The sequence below is a fragment of the Niveispirillum sp. GW835-FHT14G11 genome (assembly GCF_058793615.1).
Genome location: NZ_JBXAFZ010000006.1, coordinates 84,997 through 99,964, shown reverse-complemented (window position 1 = coordinate 99,964; position 14,968 = coordinate 84,997). Strand labels below are relative to the sequence as shown.

At 66.2% G+C, this 14,968-nt stretch carries 16 protein-coding genes; 2 read left to right on the top strand and 14 right to left on the bottom strand.

Annotation, left to right across the window (positions count from 1 at the left end; all coding sequences use genetic code 11):
- Window positions 1-10: 10 nt before the first annotated feature.
- Entirely contained in the window at window positions 11-2,116 is a 2,106-nt protein-coding gene (locus tag AC1Q7F_RS12805; RefSeq protein ID WP_492507336.1) for a response regulator, read from the top strand.
- Between the two features lie 7 nt (window positions 2,117-2,123).
- Here the strand turns inward: AC1Q7F_RS12805 and AC1Q7F_RS12800 are convergent, their stop codons facing one another.
- The 6 genes from AC1Q7F_RS12800 to AC1Q7F_RS12775 form a co-directional block, all read right to left on the bottom strand.
- On the bottom strand, window positions 2,124-2,387 hold the full coding sequence (locus AC1Q7F_RS12800; RefSeq protein WP_492507334.1) for a DUF5985 family protein: 264 nt from the start codon (window positions 2,385-2,387) through the stop codon (window positions 2,124-2,126).
- 131 nt (window positions 2,388-2,518) lie between these two features.
- The gene (locus AC1Q7F_RS12795) at window positions 2,519-2,788 is read right to left on the bottom strand and encodes a DUF5985 family protein (protein ID WP_492507332.1); all 270 of its coding nucleotides are present in this window, start codon (window positions 2,786-2,788) and stop codon (window positions 2,519-2,521) included.
- Window positions 2,789-2,792: 4 nt separating this feature from the next.
- Entirely contained in the window at window positions 2,793-3,158 is a 366-nt protein-coding gene (locus tag AC1Q7F_RS12790) for a hypothetical protein (protein WP_492507330.1), read from the bottom strand.
- A gap of 147 nt (window positions 3,159-3,305) precedes the next feature.
- The gene (gene dmpG, locus AC1Q7F_RS12785; protein ID WP_492507328.1) at window positions 3,306-4,334 is read right to left on the bottom strand and encodes a 4-hydroxy-2-oxovalerate aldolase; all 1,029 of its coding nucleotides are present in this window, start codon (window positions 4,332-4,334) and stop codon (window positions 3,306-3,308) included.
- Window positions 4,331-5,272, bottom strand: a complete 942-nt coding sequence (locus tag AC1Q7F_RS12780) for an acetaldehyde dehydrogenase (acetylating) (RefSeq protein ID WP_492507326.1) — start codon at window positions 5,270-5,272, stop codon at window positions 4,331-4,333. Before AC1Q7F_RS12780 ends, dmpG begins: the two co-directional genes overlap by 4 nt.
- Window positions 5,273-5,276: 4 nt before the next feature.
- The gene (locus tag AC1Q7F_RS12775) at window positions 5,277-6,062 is read right to left on the bottom strand and encodes a 2-keto-4-pentenoate hydratase (RefSeq protein WP_492507324.1); all 786 of its coding nucleotides are present in this window, start codon (window positions 6,060-6,062) and stop codon (window positions 5,277-5,279) included.
- 119 nt (window positions 6,063-6,181) lie between these two features.
- On the opposite strand from AC1Q7F_RS12775, the gene AC1Q7F_RS12770 reads away from it, so the two are divergent.
- Complete coding sequence (locus AC1Q7F_RS12770) at window positions 6,182-6,940, top strand: IclR family transcriptional regulator (protein ID WP_492507322.1); 759 nt, start codon at window positions 6,182-6,184, stop codon at window positions 6,938-6,940.
- Here the strand turns inward: AC1Q7F_RS12770 and AC1Q7F_RS12765 are convergent.
- The 8 genes from AC1Q7F_RS12765 to AC1Q7F_RS12730 form a co-directional block, all read right to left on the bottom strand.
- Window positions 6,937-8,169 carry an MFS transporter gene (locus tag AC1Q7F_RS12765; protein WP_492507321.1) on the bottom strand — a complete coding sequence of 411 codons (1,233 nt, stop codon included), beginning with the start codon at window positions 8,167-8,169 and terminating at the stop codon, window positions 6,937-6,939. The two genes, AC1Q7F_RS12770 and AC1Q7F_RS12765, sit on opposite strands and share 4 nt — an antisense overlap.
- 93 nt (window positions 8,170-8,262) lie before the next feature.
- Window positions 8,263-10,650, bottom strand: coding sequence for a TonB-dependent receptor (locus AC1Q7F_RS12760; protein WP_492507319.1), 2,388 nt, complete (start codon window positions 10,648-10,650; stop codon window positions 8,263-8,265).
- A 50-nt stretch (window positions 10,651-10,700) separates the two neighbouring features.
- Complete coding sequence (locus AC1Q7F_RS12755; protein ID WP_492507317.1) at window positions 10,701-11,408, bottom strand: class II aldolase/adducin family protein; 708 nt, start codon at window positions 11,406-11,408, stop codon at window positions 10,701-10,703.
- Window positions 11,405-11,656: a hypothetical protein gene (locus AC1Q7F_RS12750; protein ID WP_492507315.1), complete on the bottom strand. Its 252-nt coding sequence runs from the start codon at window positions 11,654-11,656 to the stop codon at window positions 11,405-11,407. Before AC1Q7F_RS12750 ends, AC1Q7F_RS12755 begins: the two co-directional genes overlap by 4 nt.
- On the bottom strand, window positions 11,653-12,474 hold the full coding sequence (locus AC1Q7F_RS12745; RefSeq protein WP_492507313.1) for a DODA-type extradiol aromatic ring-opening family dioxygenase: 822 nt from the start codon (window positions 12,472-12,474) through the stop codon (window positions 11,653-11,655). The genes AC1Q7F_RS12750 and AC1Q7F_RS12745 overlap by 4 nt, the downstream gene beginning before the upstream one ends.
- 5 nt (window positions 12,475-12,479) lie before the next feature.
- Complete coding sequence (locus tag AC1Q7F_RS12740; RefSeq protein ID WP_492507312.1) at window positions 12,480-13,346, bottom strand: alpha/beta fold hydrolase; 867 nt, start codon at window positions 13,344-13,346, stop codon at window positions 12,480-12,482.
- On the bottom strand, window positions 13,346-14,191 hold the full coding sequence (locus tag AC1Q7F_RS12735) for an alpha/beta fold hydrolase (protein WP_492507310.1): 846 nt from the start codon (window positions 14,189-14,191) through the stop codon (window positions 13,346-13,348). Before AC1Q7F_RS12735 ends, AC1Q7F_RS12740 begins: the two co-directional genes overlap by 1 nt.
- A gap of 5 nt (window positions 14,192-14,196) precedes the next feature.
- A complete protein-coding gene (locus AC1Q7F_RS12730) occupies window positions 14,197-14,958 on the bottom strand; it encodes a dienelactone hydrolase family protein (protein WP_492507308.1) in 762 nt (253 codons plus the stop codon).
- Window positions 14,959-14,968 lie beyond the last annotated feature (10 nt).

Here is a 14,968-nt window from a genome sequence, read left to right as displayed (position 1 = left end):
GGAGGCGGTGATGGCCATCAAGCAATCCGACAAGGTCAATATCCTGCTGGTCGATGACCAGCCTGCCAAGCTGATGAGCTATGAGGTCATCCTGCGTGACCTTGACGAGCATCTGCTGAAGGCCAATTCGGCGCGCGAGGCGCTGGAGCACCTGCTGCGGCACGAGGTGGCGGTCGTCCTGGTCGATGTCTGCATGCCGGAACTGGACGGGTTCGAGCTGGCGGCCATGATCCGGGAGCATCCGCGCTTCCAGGACATTGCCATCATCTTCGTCTCCGCCATCCAGGTGGCCGATCTGGACCGGCTGCGCGGGTATCAGGCGGGTGCCGTGGACTATGTGCCCGTCCCCGTGGTGCCCGACGTGCTGCGCGCCAAGGTCCGCATCTTCGCCGAACTGTTCCGCAAGACCCGCCAGCTGGAACGGCTGAATGCCGAACTGGAACAGCGGGTAAAGGAGCGCACGGCGGCGTTGGAGGCCTCCAACGCCCGCCTGACCGACAGCGAACAGCGCCGCACCCTGGCCATGGCGGCCGGGCGCATGGGGTCCTGGGACTGGGACGTGGCGTCGGGCATCTGCACCTGGGACGAGGGGCAGTTCCGGCTCTATGGCCTGGAGCCGGGCGCGTTCAAGCCGACCCAGGACAGCATCGCCACCTTCATCCATCCCGATGACCGGCAACTGGTGCATGAGGCCAGCTGGGCTTGCGTGCAAGCGGGCCAGCCGCTGAATGTCGAGTTCCGCATCAAGCATGCCGACGGCGGCTGGCGCTGGTGCGTATCGATCGCGGCGGTCAGCCCGGATGCCGGCGGCGGCCCTGCCCGGCTCTGCGGCATCACCTATGACGTGACCGAGCGCAAGAATGCCGAGCATGCGCTGCGCACCCTGAACGATGACCTGGAACGGCGCATCGAGGAACGGACGCGCGAGCGCGAGCATGCGCTGGCCCAGCTGTTCGAAGCGCAGAAGGTGGATACGATCGGCCAGCTGACCGGCGGCATGGCCCATGACTTCAACAATTTGCTGATGGCCATCCTGGGCAGCCTGGAGTTGATGAAGAAATGGCTGCCGCCCGACGATGCCCGCATCCTGCGCCTGCTGGACAATGCAAGGCAGGCGGCGGAGCGCGGGTCGGCGCTGACCCAGCGGCTGCTGGCCTTCGCGCGGCGCCAGGAGTTGAAGCCGGAGGCGGTGGACGTTTCCCGGCTGATCGGCGGTATCGAGGATCTGCTGCAGCGCGCCCTGGGACAGAGCGTGCGCATCGCCAAGAGCCTGCCCACCGACCTGCCACCCGTCTGCGTGGATGCCAACCAGCTGGAGCTGGCGCTGCTGAACCTGGCGGTGAATGCGCGCGACGCCATGCCGGTGGGCGGGATGCTGGGCATCGCCGCCAAGGTCGAGGAGCTGGGGGCGGAGGACAAGCTGCGCCCCGGCGCCTATGTCCGCATCACCGTGTCGGACAGCGGTATCGGCATGGACACAGAGACCCTGGCCCGTGCCACCGAACCGTTCTTCACCACCAAGGGGCCGGGCAAGGGCACGGGCCTGGGCCTGTCGATGGTGCATGGGCTGGCGGCACAGTCGGGTGGGCGCCTGAAACTGTCCAGCAAGCCCGGCAAGGGTACGGTCATCGACCTGTGGCTGCCGCGGGCCGACGTGATCCTGCCCACCGGCGAGGTGGTCGTGTCCCTGGGCGGGGTCGCGGACAGGGGCAGCATGCTGCCGCGATCCATCCTGCTGGTCGATGACGATACCCTGGTCGCCATCGGCACCGCCGCCATGCTGGAAGACCTGGGCCATAATGTCCTCAGCGCCCAATCCGGGGCCGAAGCGCTGGAAATCATGCGGTCCGGCCAGCATATCGATCTGGTCATCACCGATCATGCCATGCCGGGCATGACGGGCATGGAACTGGCCCGCCACCTGCGGCGCATGCGGCCCGACATGCCGATCATCCTGGCTTCGGGCTTCGCGGAGCTGCCGCAATGTCCTGAAGAGGTGCTGGACCTGCCGCGACTGGCCAAACCCTACCGGCAGGAGGATCTGGCCGCCTCGCTGCTGGCCGTACTGGGGCAGAGCCCGACGGCGCCCAACGTCATCCCGTTATGGGGGCGGTAGGGGGGCGCTATCGCGTCCGCCGCCGGGCATTCTTCTCGACCACGGCGGCGATGATGATCAGGAAGGCCAGCAGGCGCAGGAGATAGATCCAGCTCTGCTCCTCGCGCGGAACGAAGGCGATGGCCACCAGCCCCTGGTTGAGCGCCAGAAGCCAGAAGGCGATGGCGAAGGCGCCGAACAGCAGATCGCGGGTGCGCCACCAGAATCGCAGAAAGAACAGGCCGGCCACGAGATAACCCATCGTGATCAGGCCCCAGATGAATTGCTGCATGGCCGCCCCTTTCTTGTTCCCTCAAACGCCGGGCGCCGCCATCCGGCGGCTTGGCTTGGCAGCGCCCATGGGGGCGCGGGCCGCCGGTCGCCGGCCTGTGGCGGTGAATGCCGATGACATCACCGCCGGCATCAATCCGCATCCCAGACGAAGCCGATCAGCAGCACCGAAATCGCGCCCAGGGATGAAATCTGGCGCATCGGCTGCAGATCGACATCGGGCAGCAGCCACATGTCGAGCACGACGAACAAATTGTTGAAGGCCAGCAGCACGAAGCAGATGGCCACCCACATCAGCAGCCTCACCCGGCTGGTCCGATAGGATCGCACCAGCAGCACGGCACACGCGGTACTGGCCGCGAAGCAGAGCAGGTAGATGAAGGGCTGGATGGCAAAGTCCATGGGGTCAATCCCGCTTCAGCTTGAAGGCGTCGGCCAAGGTGTAAAGCTTTTCATTGGGCGCTGTCATGATGGTGCGATGCACGGCAAACGGTTTGTCACGGTGCACGGCCTCCAGCTTTTCCGTCAGGTGGTCCAGGACGGGGGAGGCGGGGGCGTAGCGGAACAGGCCATCCGAATCGGCGGCCACGAGGCCGGCATTGCCAAGCGTCCGGAGACCCTGGCTGACGGCCGGCAGGCTGCCCCGCAATTCCAGCACCAGTTCCTGTTCCGTCCAGCCGCGCTCGCGGTGGCCCCGCAGGAACATCACCAGCTCCAATGCCCAGACGGACTTGAAGGATGATTGGATGAAGTCGACCAGTTCCTTGTCCATGCCTACCGTGTAAGGTCAATCCGGCCGCCCGGCAACCTCGCGACATGGACTAGGCAATTCGTGCAGAAGGGGTAGTCCGAAAACAGATCGAGGCCGGCGCTTGTGCGTTTGCCGCCAGCGCCGGCCTCGGTCGGGGAAAACCGGCGTTCAGCGTGCGGCGGCAACCATGTCCAGCGCCACGTCGACGATCATGTCCTCCTGCCCGCCCACCATCTTGCGCCTTCCCAGTTCGACCAGGATGGCGCGGGTGTCCAGCCCATGCTCTCCCGCTGCCTTTTCCGCATGGCGCAGGAAGCTGGAATAGACGCCGGCATAGCCCAGCGAAAGCGTCTCCCGGTCCACGCGCACGGGCCGGTCCTGCAGCGGCCGCACCAGTTCTTCCGCCGCATCCATCAGGGCGTAGAGGTCGCAGCCATGGTGCCAGCCCAGGCGGTCTGCGGCGGCGATGAACACTTCCAGCGGCGCATTGCCGGCCCCTGCCCCCATGCCGGCCAAGCTGGCATCCACACGGATGGCGCCGTTCTGCACCGCGACGATGGAATTGGCCACGCCCAGCGACAGGTTGTGATGGGCATGCACGCCGCGCTGCGTCTCCGGCTTCAGCACCCTTTCATAGACGGCCAGACGGGCGGCATATTCGTCCATGTTCATGGCCCCGCCGCTGTCGGTGACATAGACGCAATGGGCGCCATAGGTCTCCATCAGCTTGGCCTGTTTGGCCAGCGCCTCGGGCGGTGACATATGGCTCATCATCAGGAAGCCGGAGACATCCATGCCCAGGTTGCGCGCCGCCTCGATATGCTGTCTGGAGACATCGGCCTCGGTGCAATGGGTGGCGATGCGCACCGACCGCACACCCAGCTTGTAGGCATGCTTCAGGTCATGCACCGTGCCGATGCCGGGCAACAGCAGGGTGGTCAGCACGGCATGGTCCAGCACATCGGCCACGGCTTCGATCCATTCCCAGTCGGTATGGGCACCGAAGCCGTAATTGAAGCTGGAGCCGTTCAAGCCATCCCCATGCGCCACCTCGATGGCGTCCACCCTGGCGCGGTCCAGGGCCCTGGCGATGGCGCGCACATGGTCCAGCCCATACTGGTGGCGGATGGCGTGCATGCCGTCGCGCAGCGTCACGTCCTGGATATAGAGCTTGGGGCTGGTGGGATCGAGGCTCATGCCGCCACTCCTTCCGTCATACGCGTGGCGATGCGTTCGGCCGTGCGCAGCGCGGCGGACGTCATGATGTCCAGATTGCCGGCATAGGAAGGCAGGTAATGCGCCGCCCCCTCCACCTCCAGGAACACGCTGACCTTCAGGCCGGTGAACTCCCCGCCCATTTCCGGGATGCGCAGGGGCCGGTTGGAGCCAATATGCTCGAACTGAACCGCTTGTTTCAGGCGATATCCCGGCACATAGGTGCGCACCTCTTCCACCATCGCGGCGACACTGTCGGCGATGGCCTCGCGGTCGCCCTCCTCGGCCAGGCAATAGACCGTGTCGCGCATGATCAGCGGCGGTTCGGCCGGGTTCAGGATGATGATGGCCTTGCCGCGCGTGGCACCGCCGACATCGACGATGGCCTGGCTGGTCGTCTCCGTGAACTCGTCGATATTGGCGCGGGTGCCGGGGCCGGCACTTTTGGAGGAGATGGAGGCCACGATCTCCCCGTAATACACCTTGGCCACCCGGTTGACGGCATGGACGATGGGGATCGTCGCCTGCCCGCCGCAGGTCACCATATTGACGTTGGGTGCATCCAGATGCACCAGACCATTGACCGGCGGAATGACATAGGGGCCGATGGCGGCCGGCGTCAGGTCGATCACCCGCTTGCCATGGGCGCGCAGCACGGCGTCATGGTGCTTGTGTGCGCCGGCAGAGGTGGCGTCGAAGACGATGGCGATATCCTTGAATTCCGGCATGGAAACCAGCCCGTCGATGCCCCCGGCCGTGACCGGCACACCCAGGCGCTGCGCCCGCTTCAGCCCGTCGGACAGCGGGTCGATGCCGACAAAGGCGCCCATTTCCAGCCCCGATGACAGACGCATCACCTTGATCATCAGGTCGGTGCCGATATTGCCCGACCCGATGATCGCTACTTTCGTCTTGCCCATGGCGTCAGGCCTTTCCATAGGTGAAGGAACAAGAACCCAGGCCGCCGACCCTGGCCGTGATCGTCTGGCCCGGCGACAGCGCCACCATGGGCCCCAGCGCCCCGGTCAGCAGGATATCGCCGGCCTGCAGCGGCTCCCCCCGCGCCGCCAGGGTGCGGGCCAGCCAGGCGGCCGCGTTCAGCGGATGGCCCAGACAGGCCGCCCCGGCGCCCAGGGAGGCGACGGCGCCATCCACCTCCAACACCATGCCGCAGGTGTATAGATCCAGGCCCGCCAGGGGCCTGCCTTCGTCCGCGATGACGAAGAAGGCGGACGAGCCATTGTCGGCAACCGTGTCGGCGAAAGTGATCTTCCAGTCGGCGATGCGGCTGTCCACGATCTCGATCGCGGCATGGACGGTGGCGACGGCCGCCGCCACCTGCTCCGGCGTGGTGTATGGGTCGGTCAGGGCGGTGCCCAGGACCAGCGCCACTTCCGCCTCGGCCTTGGGCTGCAAGGTGCGGGCGGGGTCCAGATGGCCGCCATCCGGGACGCGCATGTCATCGAACAAGGCGCCGAAATCCGGCTGGCTGACGCCCAGCTGGGTCTGCACGGCCTTGGCCGTCAGGCCCGCCTTGCGGCCCACGATGCGCCGTCCCTGCGCCTGCCAGAAGCGGGTGTTCAGGGTCTGAACCGCATAGGCGCCATCGGCATCCAGCGGGTCCAGCCCGTCGCGCAGCGGCGGTACGGCACCTTGTGCATAGGCATCGCGCAGACGCCGTGCCAGTTCGTCATGGGTGGGAGAGGTCATGCCGGGATTTCCTCCATATCCTTGTCGCGAAGCGGTCGTCGCCGCCGCGATGCTGGTGAAAAGGGATAGGATATTCGGGTGCTTGGCGCCAGACGGGCACGGCGCTATATTCTCACTCCATGAGAAATGGTACTCCCAAGATCCAGTCCCTGAAACGGACGCTGACCATGCTGGAGGCGGTGATCGCCGATGGCGGACGCTCCAGTGTCTCCGACATCGCCCGCCTGACAGACATGCCCGTGGCCACGGCCCATCGCCAGGTGCTGACCCTGGTGGAGGCGGGGTACCTGGCACCGTCGGGCAAGGGCCGGCATGTGGCGGGCAGCCGGCTGCTGGGCCTGGCGCAGCGGCTGGACGAGAAGCAGGTGATCGTCAACATCGCCGCCCCGCTGCTGCACCGGCTGGCCGTGCAGGTCCGCAGCACGGTGCAGCTAGGCACGTTCGAGAATGACATGGTCACCTACCGCCTCAAGACCGGGCGCGGCGCCAGCGGCCTGTTCACGCGGGTGGGGATGCAGCTGGAGGCCTATTGCTCGGGCATCGGCAAGGTGCTGCTGGCCCATCTGGCCGAGGAGCAGCGGGAAGCCTATCTGGCCGGCGGGCCGTTCGTGGCCCTGACCGACCGCACCATCACCGACCCTGCCCTGCTGCGCGCGGAACTGGACCGCATCCGGGCGCAGGGTTATGCCCTGGACGACGGGGAGATCGCGGCCGATCTGCGTTGCATGGCCGTGCCCATCCGGGGACGGGATGGTCGCGCACCGGCCGCCATCTCCGTCTCGCAGATCGCATCTGCGGCCAACCGGGTGCCGGACGATGTGCTGCTGCCCATGCTGCGCGCCGTGGCGGAAAATGTGGGGCAAGGCGCCTTCGGTTAGTGCACCACCGCTCCACCCGCCGCATGCAGGCGCGGACCGGCCATATGGGCCAGCGCCAACAGCGCCAAACCGGCCAGCAGGGCCAGCGGCACCATCAGCAGCACCACCTGATCGCCCGACGCCCCGGCCCCGATCATCTGGCCGGCGATCAGCGGACCGGAGATGGCACCGACGCGGCCGGCGGCCACGGCGGCCCCCACCCCGGTGCCACGCGTCTGATCGGGATAGACCTTGGGCGCCAGACCGTAGAGCGCGAACTGCGCCCCCAGCACCAGGAACCCAGCCCAGAAAGCCAGCACCAGCAGCATGTCCATGTCGCTGGCCAGCGACAGCAGATACATGACCAGGGCCATCGCCAGATAACCCACCGCCATCGGCGTGCGCGCACCGTACCGGTCGCACAGGAAACCGGCGATGATGGACCCGAAGATGCTGCCGCTATTCAGCACCAGCGCGGTCAGGAAGGCCTGGGCCGGCGGGAAGCCCTTGGCGATGATCAGGGTGGGCAGCCAGTTCAGCAGCAAGGACAGCTGCAACAGGGTCAGGGCAAAGACGATCCACAGCATCAGGGTCGGCCCCGCCTGCCGGGCGCCGAACAGGGCCTGACCGATGGGCGGGCGGTCTGCCGCCTGATCACGGGCAACCCGCTTGGTCTCCGCCATGAAATACCACAGGGCCGGCGCCACCAGCAGCGGCAGCGCCCCGCCGACGATGAACAGGCCGCGCCAGTCCATGCCGCCCGGCGCAAGCTTGGCCATCAGCGATACGATGATGCCCCCCACCGCCAGCCCGCAGGAAATGGATGCCACCGTCACGGTCACCCGCGCCTTGACCGTCACTTCCGACGCGATGGCGATGACATTGGGGAAGGTACCGCCCAGCCCCAGCCCGGTCAGCACCCGCAGCACGAACAACGAAGGATAGTCCCAGGCGCAGGAGGAGGCCAAGGTCGCAGCCCCGAAGGCGACGACCGACCCGACCAGCACCGGCTTGCGCCCCACCTTGTCGGCCAGCCGCCCGCCGGCCAGGGCGCCCAGCGCCAGGCCGATCAGGCTGGCCCCGAAGGCCCAGCCGATCTGTTGCGGCGTCAGGCCCAGCTCACGCGTCAGCTGCGGGGCCGCCACGCCAATGACCTGCAGGTCGAACCCTTCCAGCACCGCCACCAGGAAGCAAAGCAGGATGATGATGCCCCGGCGGGCGACGACGGGCTGTTCCTGTGCGGTTTGCATATTCCTCCCCTTGGTCCATCCGCCTCAGCGGGTGTGACTTTTTTTTGAGGAGACCATGGCACACATACCATGGTCTCCACCATCCGTTTGGTGTCAGAAACTCCAGGTCAGCGAGACACCATATTCTGCCGGGCGCCCCGGCGAATGGGTCAGGGTCGCCAGGGTGTTCTGGCGGCCATTGGTGCCGGTGGTGATGTAATATTTGTCGAAGATATTGGTGCCGAAGGCCGCGACCTTCCACGCAGCACCGCTGTCATACTCCACCCGGACATTGGCGATGCCATAGCTGGGCAGCTTCACCGAGTTGGAGGTGGAGTTGTTGGAATACTGGCTGCCCTTGTAGGCATAGTTGGCATTGAGGCTGACATCGCCCTCGCCCACCGGAATGCTGTACTGCGCACCCAGCGTATAGGTCCATTCCGGCGACCGGGCCAGCGGCTGGGCCCAGCAGCGGTCGAAGGTCAGGGCACCGCCGGGGCAGCTGGCGGGATCGAACAGCGGGCTGCCGGTGGGCAGGTCGACATACTTGATCTTGGTATAACCGACATTGGCGTTCAGCGTCAGCCGTTCGACCGGGACCACGGCGAACTCCCCCTCGAATCCGTCGATCTCCAGCTTGCCGGCATTCAGGAACAGCACCTGCAGGGCGCCACGGGAGAAGTCGGCAAGCTGGACGACCAGATTGTCGTACTTCATGTGGAAGCCGGTCAGGTTGGCGCGCAGCCGCTTGTCGAACCATTCCGAACGTACACCGGCCTCCAGATTCTTCACCGTTTCCGGATCGAAGGAGGTGATGGTGGGGGCCGCCGTGCCCAGGGTGACGATATCGACATTGAAACCGCCGGACTTGAAGCCCTTGGAATATGTCGCATAGGTCATCAGCGCATCCGTCCACTGGTAATCCAGCGTCAGGCGGTAATCGATGGCGTCCCAATGGTTGGCATTGGTGCGCGGCGAGCCGCCGGCCGGCAGGGCCGGGGTGAAGATGCCCACTTTGCTGATGAACACATCCTTGTCGTCATAGGAATAGCGCGCCCCGGCCGTCACCCGCGCCTTGTCGGTCAGGTCCAGGGTTGCCTGGCCGAAGGCGGAGTAGCTGTTGGTCTTCAGCTGCACATTGGCGTCGAAACCGTTGCAGCATTCCACCCGGCCGGCATTGACCACCGCCTCGCGCAGGAAGCGGCGCTCCGCCGGGGTTTCGTGGAAGTAATAGAGACCGGCCACCCATTCCAGCCCCTCATGACTGCCCAGCAGCTGGAGTTCCTGGGAGAGGCTGTCCATCTCGTTCAGGGTATAGTTGGTCTGGGCGCCGAACAGGCCGTAATCGCCCTGATCGATATCCGTACCCTTGTTGTAACCGGTGATGGAGCGCAGCGAGAGCGCGTCATTGATGTCGATGCCGATATCGGCCGACAGGAAGGTGTTCTTGGTCCGGCGCGCACCATCGCACAGGCTGGCCTGCGGACGCGAATTGGGCACCAGGTTGGGCGCATCGCCGAACTTGGCCGGGTTCAGCGCGACCTGGTCCATGATGCAGCTGTCGGGGACGGAATAGCCGTCGGGCGAGACGAAGCGCGGATCGTCGGCGACGATGGGCGTCTGGCCCTTGGACGCCAGATAGGCGTTATAGGCATTGACCGCCGCGATGGGGAAGCCCGAGGCCTGCCGCAGGCCGACACCGGCGATCACCGTGGGCGAACCGTTGCTGCGGTTCTCCGTATAGGCGGCGGTCAGATCGATCAAGATGTTGTCGGTGGGCTTCAGGCGCAGGGCGCCGCGGATGGCATAGTCGTCCTGGTTGCCGCGCGTGCGGTCGGTGCCGATCACGTCGACATAGCCGTCGCGCTTGAAATAGGCGCCCTGGCCACGGAAGGCGACCTTGTCGGAAATGGGCACATTCAGGATGCCCTCGATATCCGTGCGGTCATGGGAACCATAGGTGCCGGTGATCCGGCCCTCCAGCTCATCCGTAGGCTTGCGGGTGATATAGCGGATGGCGCCGCCCGTGGTGTTGCGGCCGAACAAGGTGCCCTGCGGCCCGCGCAGCACCTCGATCCGTTCCACATCCAACAGGTTCAGGATCGCACCCGTGGAACGCGGGTAATAGACATCATCGACATAGAGGCCCACACCCTTCTCGTTATTGGCGCGGCCCGATGTTTGGCCGACGCCACGGATGGAGAAGTTGGGGGCCGAGTTGCCGACCGGTGCGGAGCCGCCGATGGAGACGTTGGGCAGGAAGTTCTGCAGATCATCCACCGACCGCACATTGGCCTTTTCCAGCGCGTCGCCGGAGAAGGTGAGGATGGAAAGCGGGGTATCCTGGAGCGATTCCGACCGGCGCTCCGCCGTCACCACGATCTCTTCCAGCAACGGAAACGGATCGGCGGCCGGTGTCGTCTGGGCCTGTGCTGCCCCCGCTGCGGCCAGCAAAGCCAGGGTCGAACCCGTGTATTTCTGCATCCAGGACATGGTGCCCATTCCTCTTCCTCCCTCTGTCTTGCCTTATGGCATTGTTTGGCGATGAAAGCTCAGGCGTGCGTATCCACCCGTCGCTTGAAGTAATCCCAGGCACGCCGCGCCGGCCCCTCGGCCAGGATGGCGTCGAAGCTCATCTCGACCTCCCCGTCGCTGAGATAGCGGACGGGGCCCAGCTGACGGGCCTTCAGGTCCAGCCCGGCATTGACCTGGAGATAGACGGCCATGATCACGGCGGCGCGCAGGCTGTCGCCCACCACCACGCCGCCATGCCCACGCATCAACACGGCCCGGCCGGTGCCCAGCCGGTCGGCCAGATCGCGGCCCTGGTCCATGCTGGTGACCAGCAGGGAGGTATCGCCGAACCGGTCGGCGATGTCCCAGACGGGCACCCTGCCCAGCGGGCCGGCGACATGCAGCAGCGGACGCACAGACGTGCCGGTCACGCCGAACGGGATCAGGTCATGGGCGTGGGAATGGACCACGGCCAGCACATCCGGCCGCTGTTCATAGATCGCGGCATGGATGAAGCGTTCCAGATAGGGCGCGCGGGTGTCGCCATCCGCCGCCTGCCCGTCCGGCCCGAACACCATGATGTCACCGGCCACCACCAGTTCCGGACTGACCGAGCGGGACAGCAGGAAATGGCCGGGCCGGTCGGGGTGGCGCCGGCTGACATGGCCGAACGCATCCACCACGCCCTCGTTCGCCAGGATGCGGTTGGCCAGGGCCAATTCTTGAAAGGCGGTATCCAGGCTCATGTCAGCCCCCGCCGCCGGTATTCCCCGACATAGCGCACACCCAGGGTACCGGCGAAATTGCGCACCAGCAGCGGGTGCAAGCCCCATTCATAGAGGGTGGCCACATCGCGGGCGGCCAGCACCGTCCTTTCGTCCTCGCTCAGGTCATATTCGGTGAAGGCCTTGGCCGGTTCCTCGGCAAAGGCCGCCTGCAAATCGGGTTCCTTGTCGAAGCGGAACAGGAACCTCTCTAGGTCACGGCGGCTCATGACAGGATCTCCGTCACGGCGATGCCGGTGTTCCACATGGCCACGGGTTCATAGGCGATTTCCCTGGCGCCCTTGGCATTCACCGCCCCGGCGGCGGCCAGCCAGTTGCGGATTTCCGCCGCCCCGTTGCCGGCATTGTCGATCACCCAGTCGCTGTCCATCGCCGCGATCTCGTCTAGCCGGCCGGCGGTGAACAGGTCCAGGAACTGCCGGTCGAACGCGGTATTGATGGTGCCGGTCTGCGGCGTGCCGACCCAGTGCGACAGGCCGCCGGTGCCGACGATGGCCACCCGCTCCGCCACGCCCTGGGCCCGCACCACGTCTCCCAGCGCCCGGCCGAAGGCCAGGGCGCGGGCATGGCTGGGCAAGGGGGCGACGGTGCAGTTGATATAGATGGGCAGGACCGGCACGTCCCAATCCTGCAACAGCAATTGCAGCGGGCAGGAGAAGGCGTGATCCAGCTTCACGTCACGCGCCCCCGCCGCATCGAAGCCGGCCGCCACCAGCCCCGCCTGCACGGCAGTGCCGAAATCAGCGATGCCGGAATAGTCGCGCTTGGGCACGCCGAACTCCCCCCAGCCCTCGAACCGGTCGCCAGTGCCGACGCAGAAGATGGGCAGGAATTCATAGCCATAGGTCAGGAAATGGTCGGTGGCGATGGTGATCAGCACGTCCGGGCGCGCCGCCTTCAGCGAGGACGCCAGGGTGCGGAACCCACCGAACACCCGCTCGGCACGGGCCTCGTCGGCCCCGCCATCGGGAAGGCGCATCATGGCGCCGGTATGGGCCGTCGCGGCGGCCCAGACGAAGCTGCCCATGGCCCTCACCCCTTCAGGAAGTCGATGATCAGACGGTTGACGGCGTCGGCCTGTTCGAACTGCGGCCAGTGCCCGGCCCCCTCCACCAGGGAGAAGCTGGCATTGGGCATGATCTCCGACACCTTCTTGGCCACCGTCCAGGGGGTGGTGGGGTTATGGTCGCTCCAGATGATCTTGGTGCGGATATCCAGTTTGGCGAGTTGCGCCTCGTCCAGCAGATACTTGCGGTTCTCCTCGCCCGGCTGTTCTTCCACCATCTTGGGCATGGCCGCACGGCTGTCGGGCAGCATGAAGAAGTGGAAGCGGGTATCGACCAGCTCGTCGGTAGCCACCGACTTGTCCCACATCAGCCATTGCAGCCGTTCCCTGACCTTGTCGCGGGTCGGTTCCTCACTGGCCTTCTTGGTGACGTTCTTCACCTGCTGGTGGATGCGCGCACTCTCCGCCTGGCTTTCCGCGTCGCTGAGCAGGAAACCCGCCCCGGTGATGGAGATCAGGGAGGCGACGCGGTCGGGATAGGTCTGGGCGAAGTTGAAACCCGTCCAGCCGCCCAGCGACTGTCCCACCAGATGCGCCTTCTCCGCGCCGATGGCATCCATGAAGCGCTTCAGATGCTCCACGAACAGGGGCGAATGGTAGGTGACGTCCAGCGGCTTGGCGCTCAGCCCATGGCCGATCGCGTCCATGGAGATGGCGCGGTAGCCGGCCTGGGAAATCGGCACGACATTGCGGATGAAGCCCTCGGCATGGCCGGACAGGCCGTGCATCATGATCACCGGGGTGCCTTCGCCCGCCTCGATCACGCGGGTGCGCCAGCCGCCGGCATCGTAATATTTGACTTGCGCCCCAAGGGCATCGGTCCAGAAGGACATCATTCTCTCCCGTTTTTCAGAAAGCCGCCGATCAGGGTGTTGGTCCTGTCGGCCTGTTCGTATTGCGGCCATTGCCGGGCACCCTCGACCGTGACCAGCCGCGCATCGGGGCAGGCGGCGACGGCCTGGGCCACGATCCCGACCGCCGTATTTCCCCCCTCTCCGCGGATGAACAGGGTCGGCATGGACAGGCCGGAAAGCCGTTCTGGCGTCAGCAGAAAGGGGCCATTGTCGGCCTGGCGCACCTTCAGATGCACGGCACGGGCGGCGTCCGGCTGGTACAGTGCCAAGCGGGTGGCCAGGATTTCCGGGTCCACGCTGTCCGGATCGGCCAGCAGGCCCGACAGCCGCTTGCGCACGGCCTCCAGCGTCGGCTTCTCGAACGCCTCCCCACCCGCCTTATAGGCCTGGGCGATCTTGGGATCGGCCAGGCGCTCGGCCTCGGCCTGCAATCCCGCCGGCTCGATCAGCACCAGCCGGGCGAACCGCTCCGGCTGGGTCAGGGCCAGCCAGGCTGCCGCCCAGCCGCCCAGGCTCTGGCCCACGACATGGGCACGGTCCAGGCCCAGCGCCGCCATGGCATCGGCGACATGTGCCGCCAGCCGGTCGATGGTGTAGTCACCATCGAAGGGGGCCGTCAGCCCGTGTCCGGCCAGATCCACGGCATAGACCGTGAAATGGGCCGATAGCGGGCCGATATTGCGGGCGAAGGTTTCCAGATGCCCGCCACGACCATGCAGCAGCAGCAGCGGTTCCCCCCGGCCCAGCCGGACATAGCGGGTGCGAAGGCCACCGGCCTGCACGAACCCCACCTCCCCGCCCAGCATTTGCGTCCACAGGCTCATGGTGCCTATCCCAGATGCTGGTGGAAGAAGGTGACGAAGCGCTGGAAGGTCAGCGCCGCCGCTTCGGGCGAATAGCGTTCCAGGGTGCTGTCCATGTAGGCGTGACGCGCGCCCTCATAGAGGTGGAAATCCACCGGTTGGGGGCTCTGCGCCAGCAGAGCCGCCCGCAGCGCTTCCGTCTGCTCCAGGGGGATCGCCTCATCATTGGTGCCGAAATGCAGTTGCAACGGGCACTGGATGTTGGGCGCCAGGGTCAGGCGGGAGCGTTCCTTGCCATCCGGGGAATAGGCCGCCGGCAGGATGGGCAGGGCATAGAGGATGACGGCGCAGGCCAGCTTATTGGGCGTTGCCGCCCAGGCAAGCGAGGTGCCGCCACCCAGACAGTAACCCAGGGTGCCGATGCGGGCCGGATCGACAGTGGGCAGGGTCGCCAGGAAGTCGAACCCCGCCTGCATGTCGGGTACCGCCGTCTCATCCCTGGCGGCCAGGAACGCCTTGCTGCGGCGTTCCTCCGGCGTGGTGTAATCCTGGGGCGGGCGGCCACCGATCCGGCTATAGGGATCGACGGACAGGACCACGAACCCCTCCGCCGCCAGGCGGCGTGTCTCTGCCTGGCGATGCTCGGTGACGCCCAGATTTTCCGGGGCCGTGACGATGCCTCCCCAGGGGCCGGCGCCCGCCGGCTCTGCCAGATAGCCCCGGATCATGTCACCGCCATTGGGGAAACTCACCCAGCGGCCGGTGACGGGATAGGTTGGATGGCTCATCATCCCTCCC

Coding starts and splice junctions, on each gene's coding strand:
- AC1Q7F_RS12805 (WP_492507336.1), top strand. CDS start 11: ATGGCCATCAAGCAATCCGACAAGGTCAATATCCTGCTGGTCGATGAC.
- AC1Q7F_RS12770 (WP_492507322.1), top strand. CDS start 6,182: ATGAGAAATGGTACTCCCAAGATCCAGTCCCTGAAACGGACGCTGACC.
- AC1Q7F_RS12795 (WP_492507332.1), bottom strand. CDS start 2,788: ATGGACTTTGCCATCCAGCCCTTCATCTACCTGCTCTGCTTCGCGGCC.
- AC1Q7F_RS12730 (WP_492507308.1), bottom strand. CDS start 14,958: ATGAGCCATCCAACCTATCCCGTCACCGGCCGCTGGGTGAGTTTCCCC.
- AC1Q7F_RS12780 (WP_492507326.1), bottom strand. CDS start 5,272: ATGGGCAAGACGAAAGTAGCGATCATCGGGTCGGGCAATATCGGCACC.
- AC1Q7F_RS12740 (WP_492507312.1), bottom strand. CDS start 13,346: ATGTCCTTCTGGACCGATGCCCTTGGGGCGCAAGTCAAATATTACGAT.
- AC1Q7F_RS12750 (WP_492507315.1), bottom strand. CDS start 11,656: ATGAGCCGCCGTGACCTAGAGAGGTTCCTGTTCCGCTTCGACAAGGAA.
- AC1Q7F_RS12765 (WP_492507321.1), bottom strand. CDS start 8,169: ATGCAAACCGCACAGGAACAGCCCGTCGTCGCCCGCCGGGGCATCATC.
- AC1Q7F_RS12790 (WP_492507330.1), bottom strand. CDS start 3,158: ATGGACAAGGAACTGGTCGACTTCATCCAATCATCCTTCAAGTCCGTC.
- AC1Q7F_RS12760 (WP_492507319.1), bottom strand. CDS start 10,650: ATGGGCACCATGTCCTGGATGCAGAAATACACGGGTTCGACCCTGGCT.
- AC1Q7F_RS12775 (WP_492507324.1), bottom strand. CDS start 6,062: ATGACCTCTCCCACCCATGACGAACTGGCACGGCGTCTGCGCGATGCC.
- AC1Q7F_RS12800 (WP_492507334.1), bottom strand. CDS start 2,387: ATGCAGCAATTCATCTGGGGCCTGATCACGATGGGTTATCTCGTGGCC.
- AC1Q7F_RS12745 (WP_492507313.1), bottom strand. CDS start 12,474: ATGGGCAGCTTCGTCTGGGCCGCCGCGACGGCCCATACCGGCGCCATG.
- AC1Q7F_RS12735 (WP_492507310.1), bottom strand. CDS start 14,191: ATGAGCCTGTGGACGCAAATGCTGGGCGGGGAGGTGGGGTTCGTGCAG.
- AC1Q7F_RS12755 (WP_492507317.1), bottom strand. CDS start 11,408: ATGAGCCTGGATACCGCCTTTCAAGAATTGGCCCTGGCCAACCGCATC.
- dmpG (WP_492507328.1), bottom strand. CDS start 4,334: ATGAGCCTCGATCCCACCAGCCCCAAGCTCTATATCCAGGACGTGACG.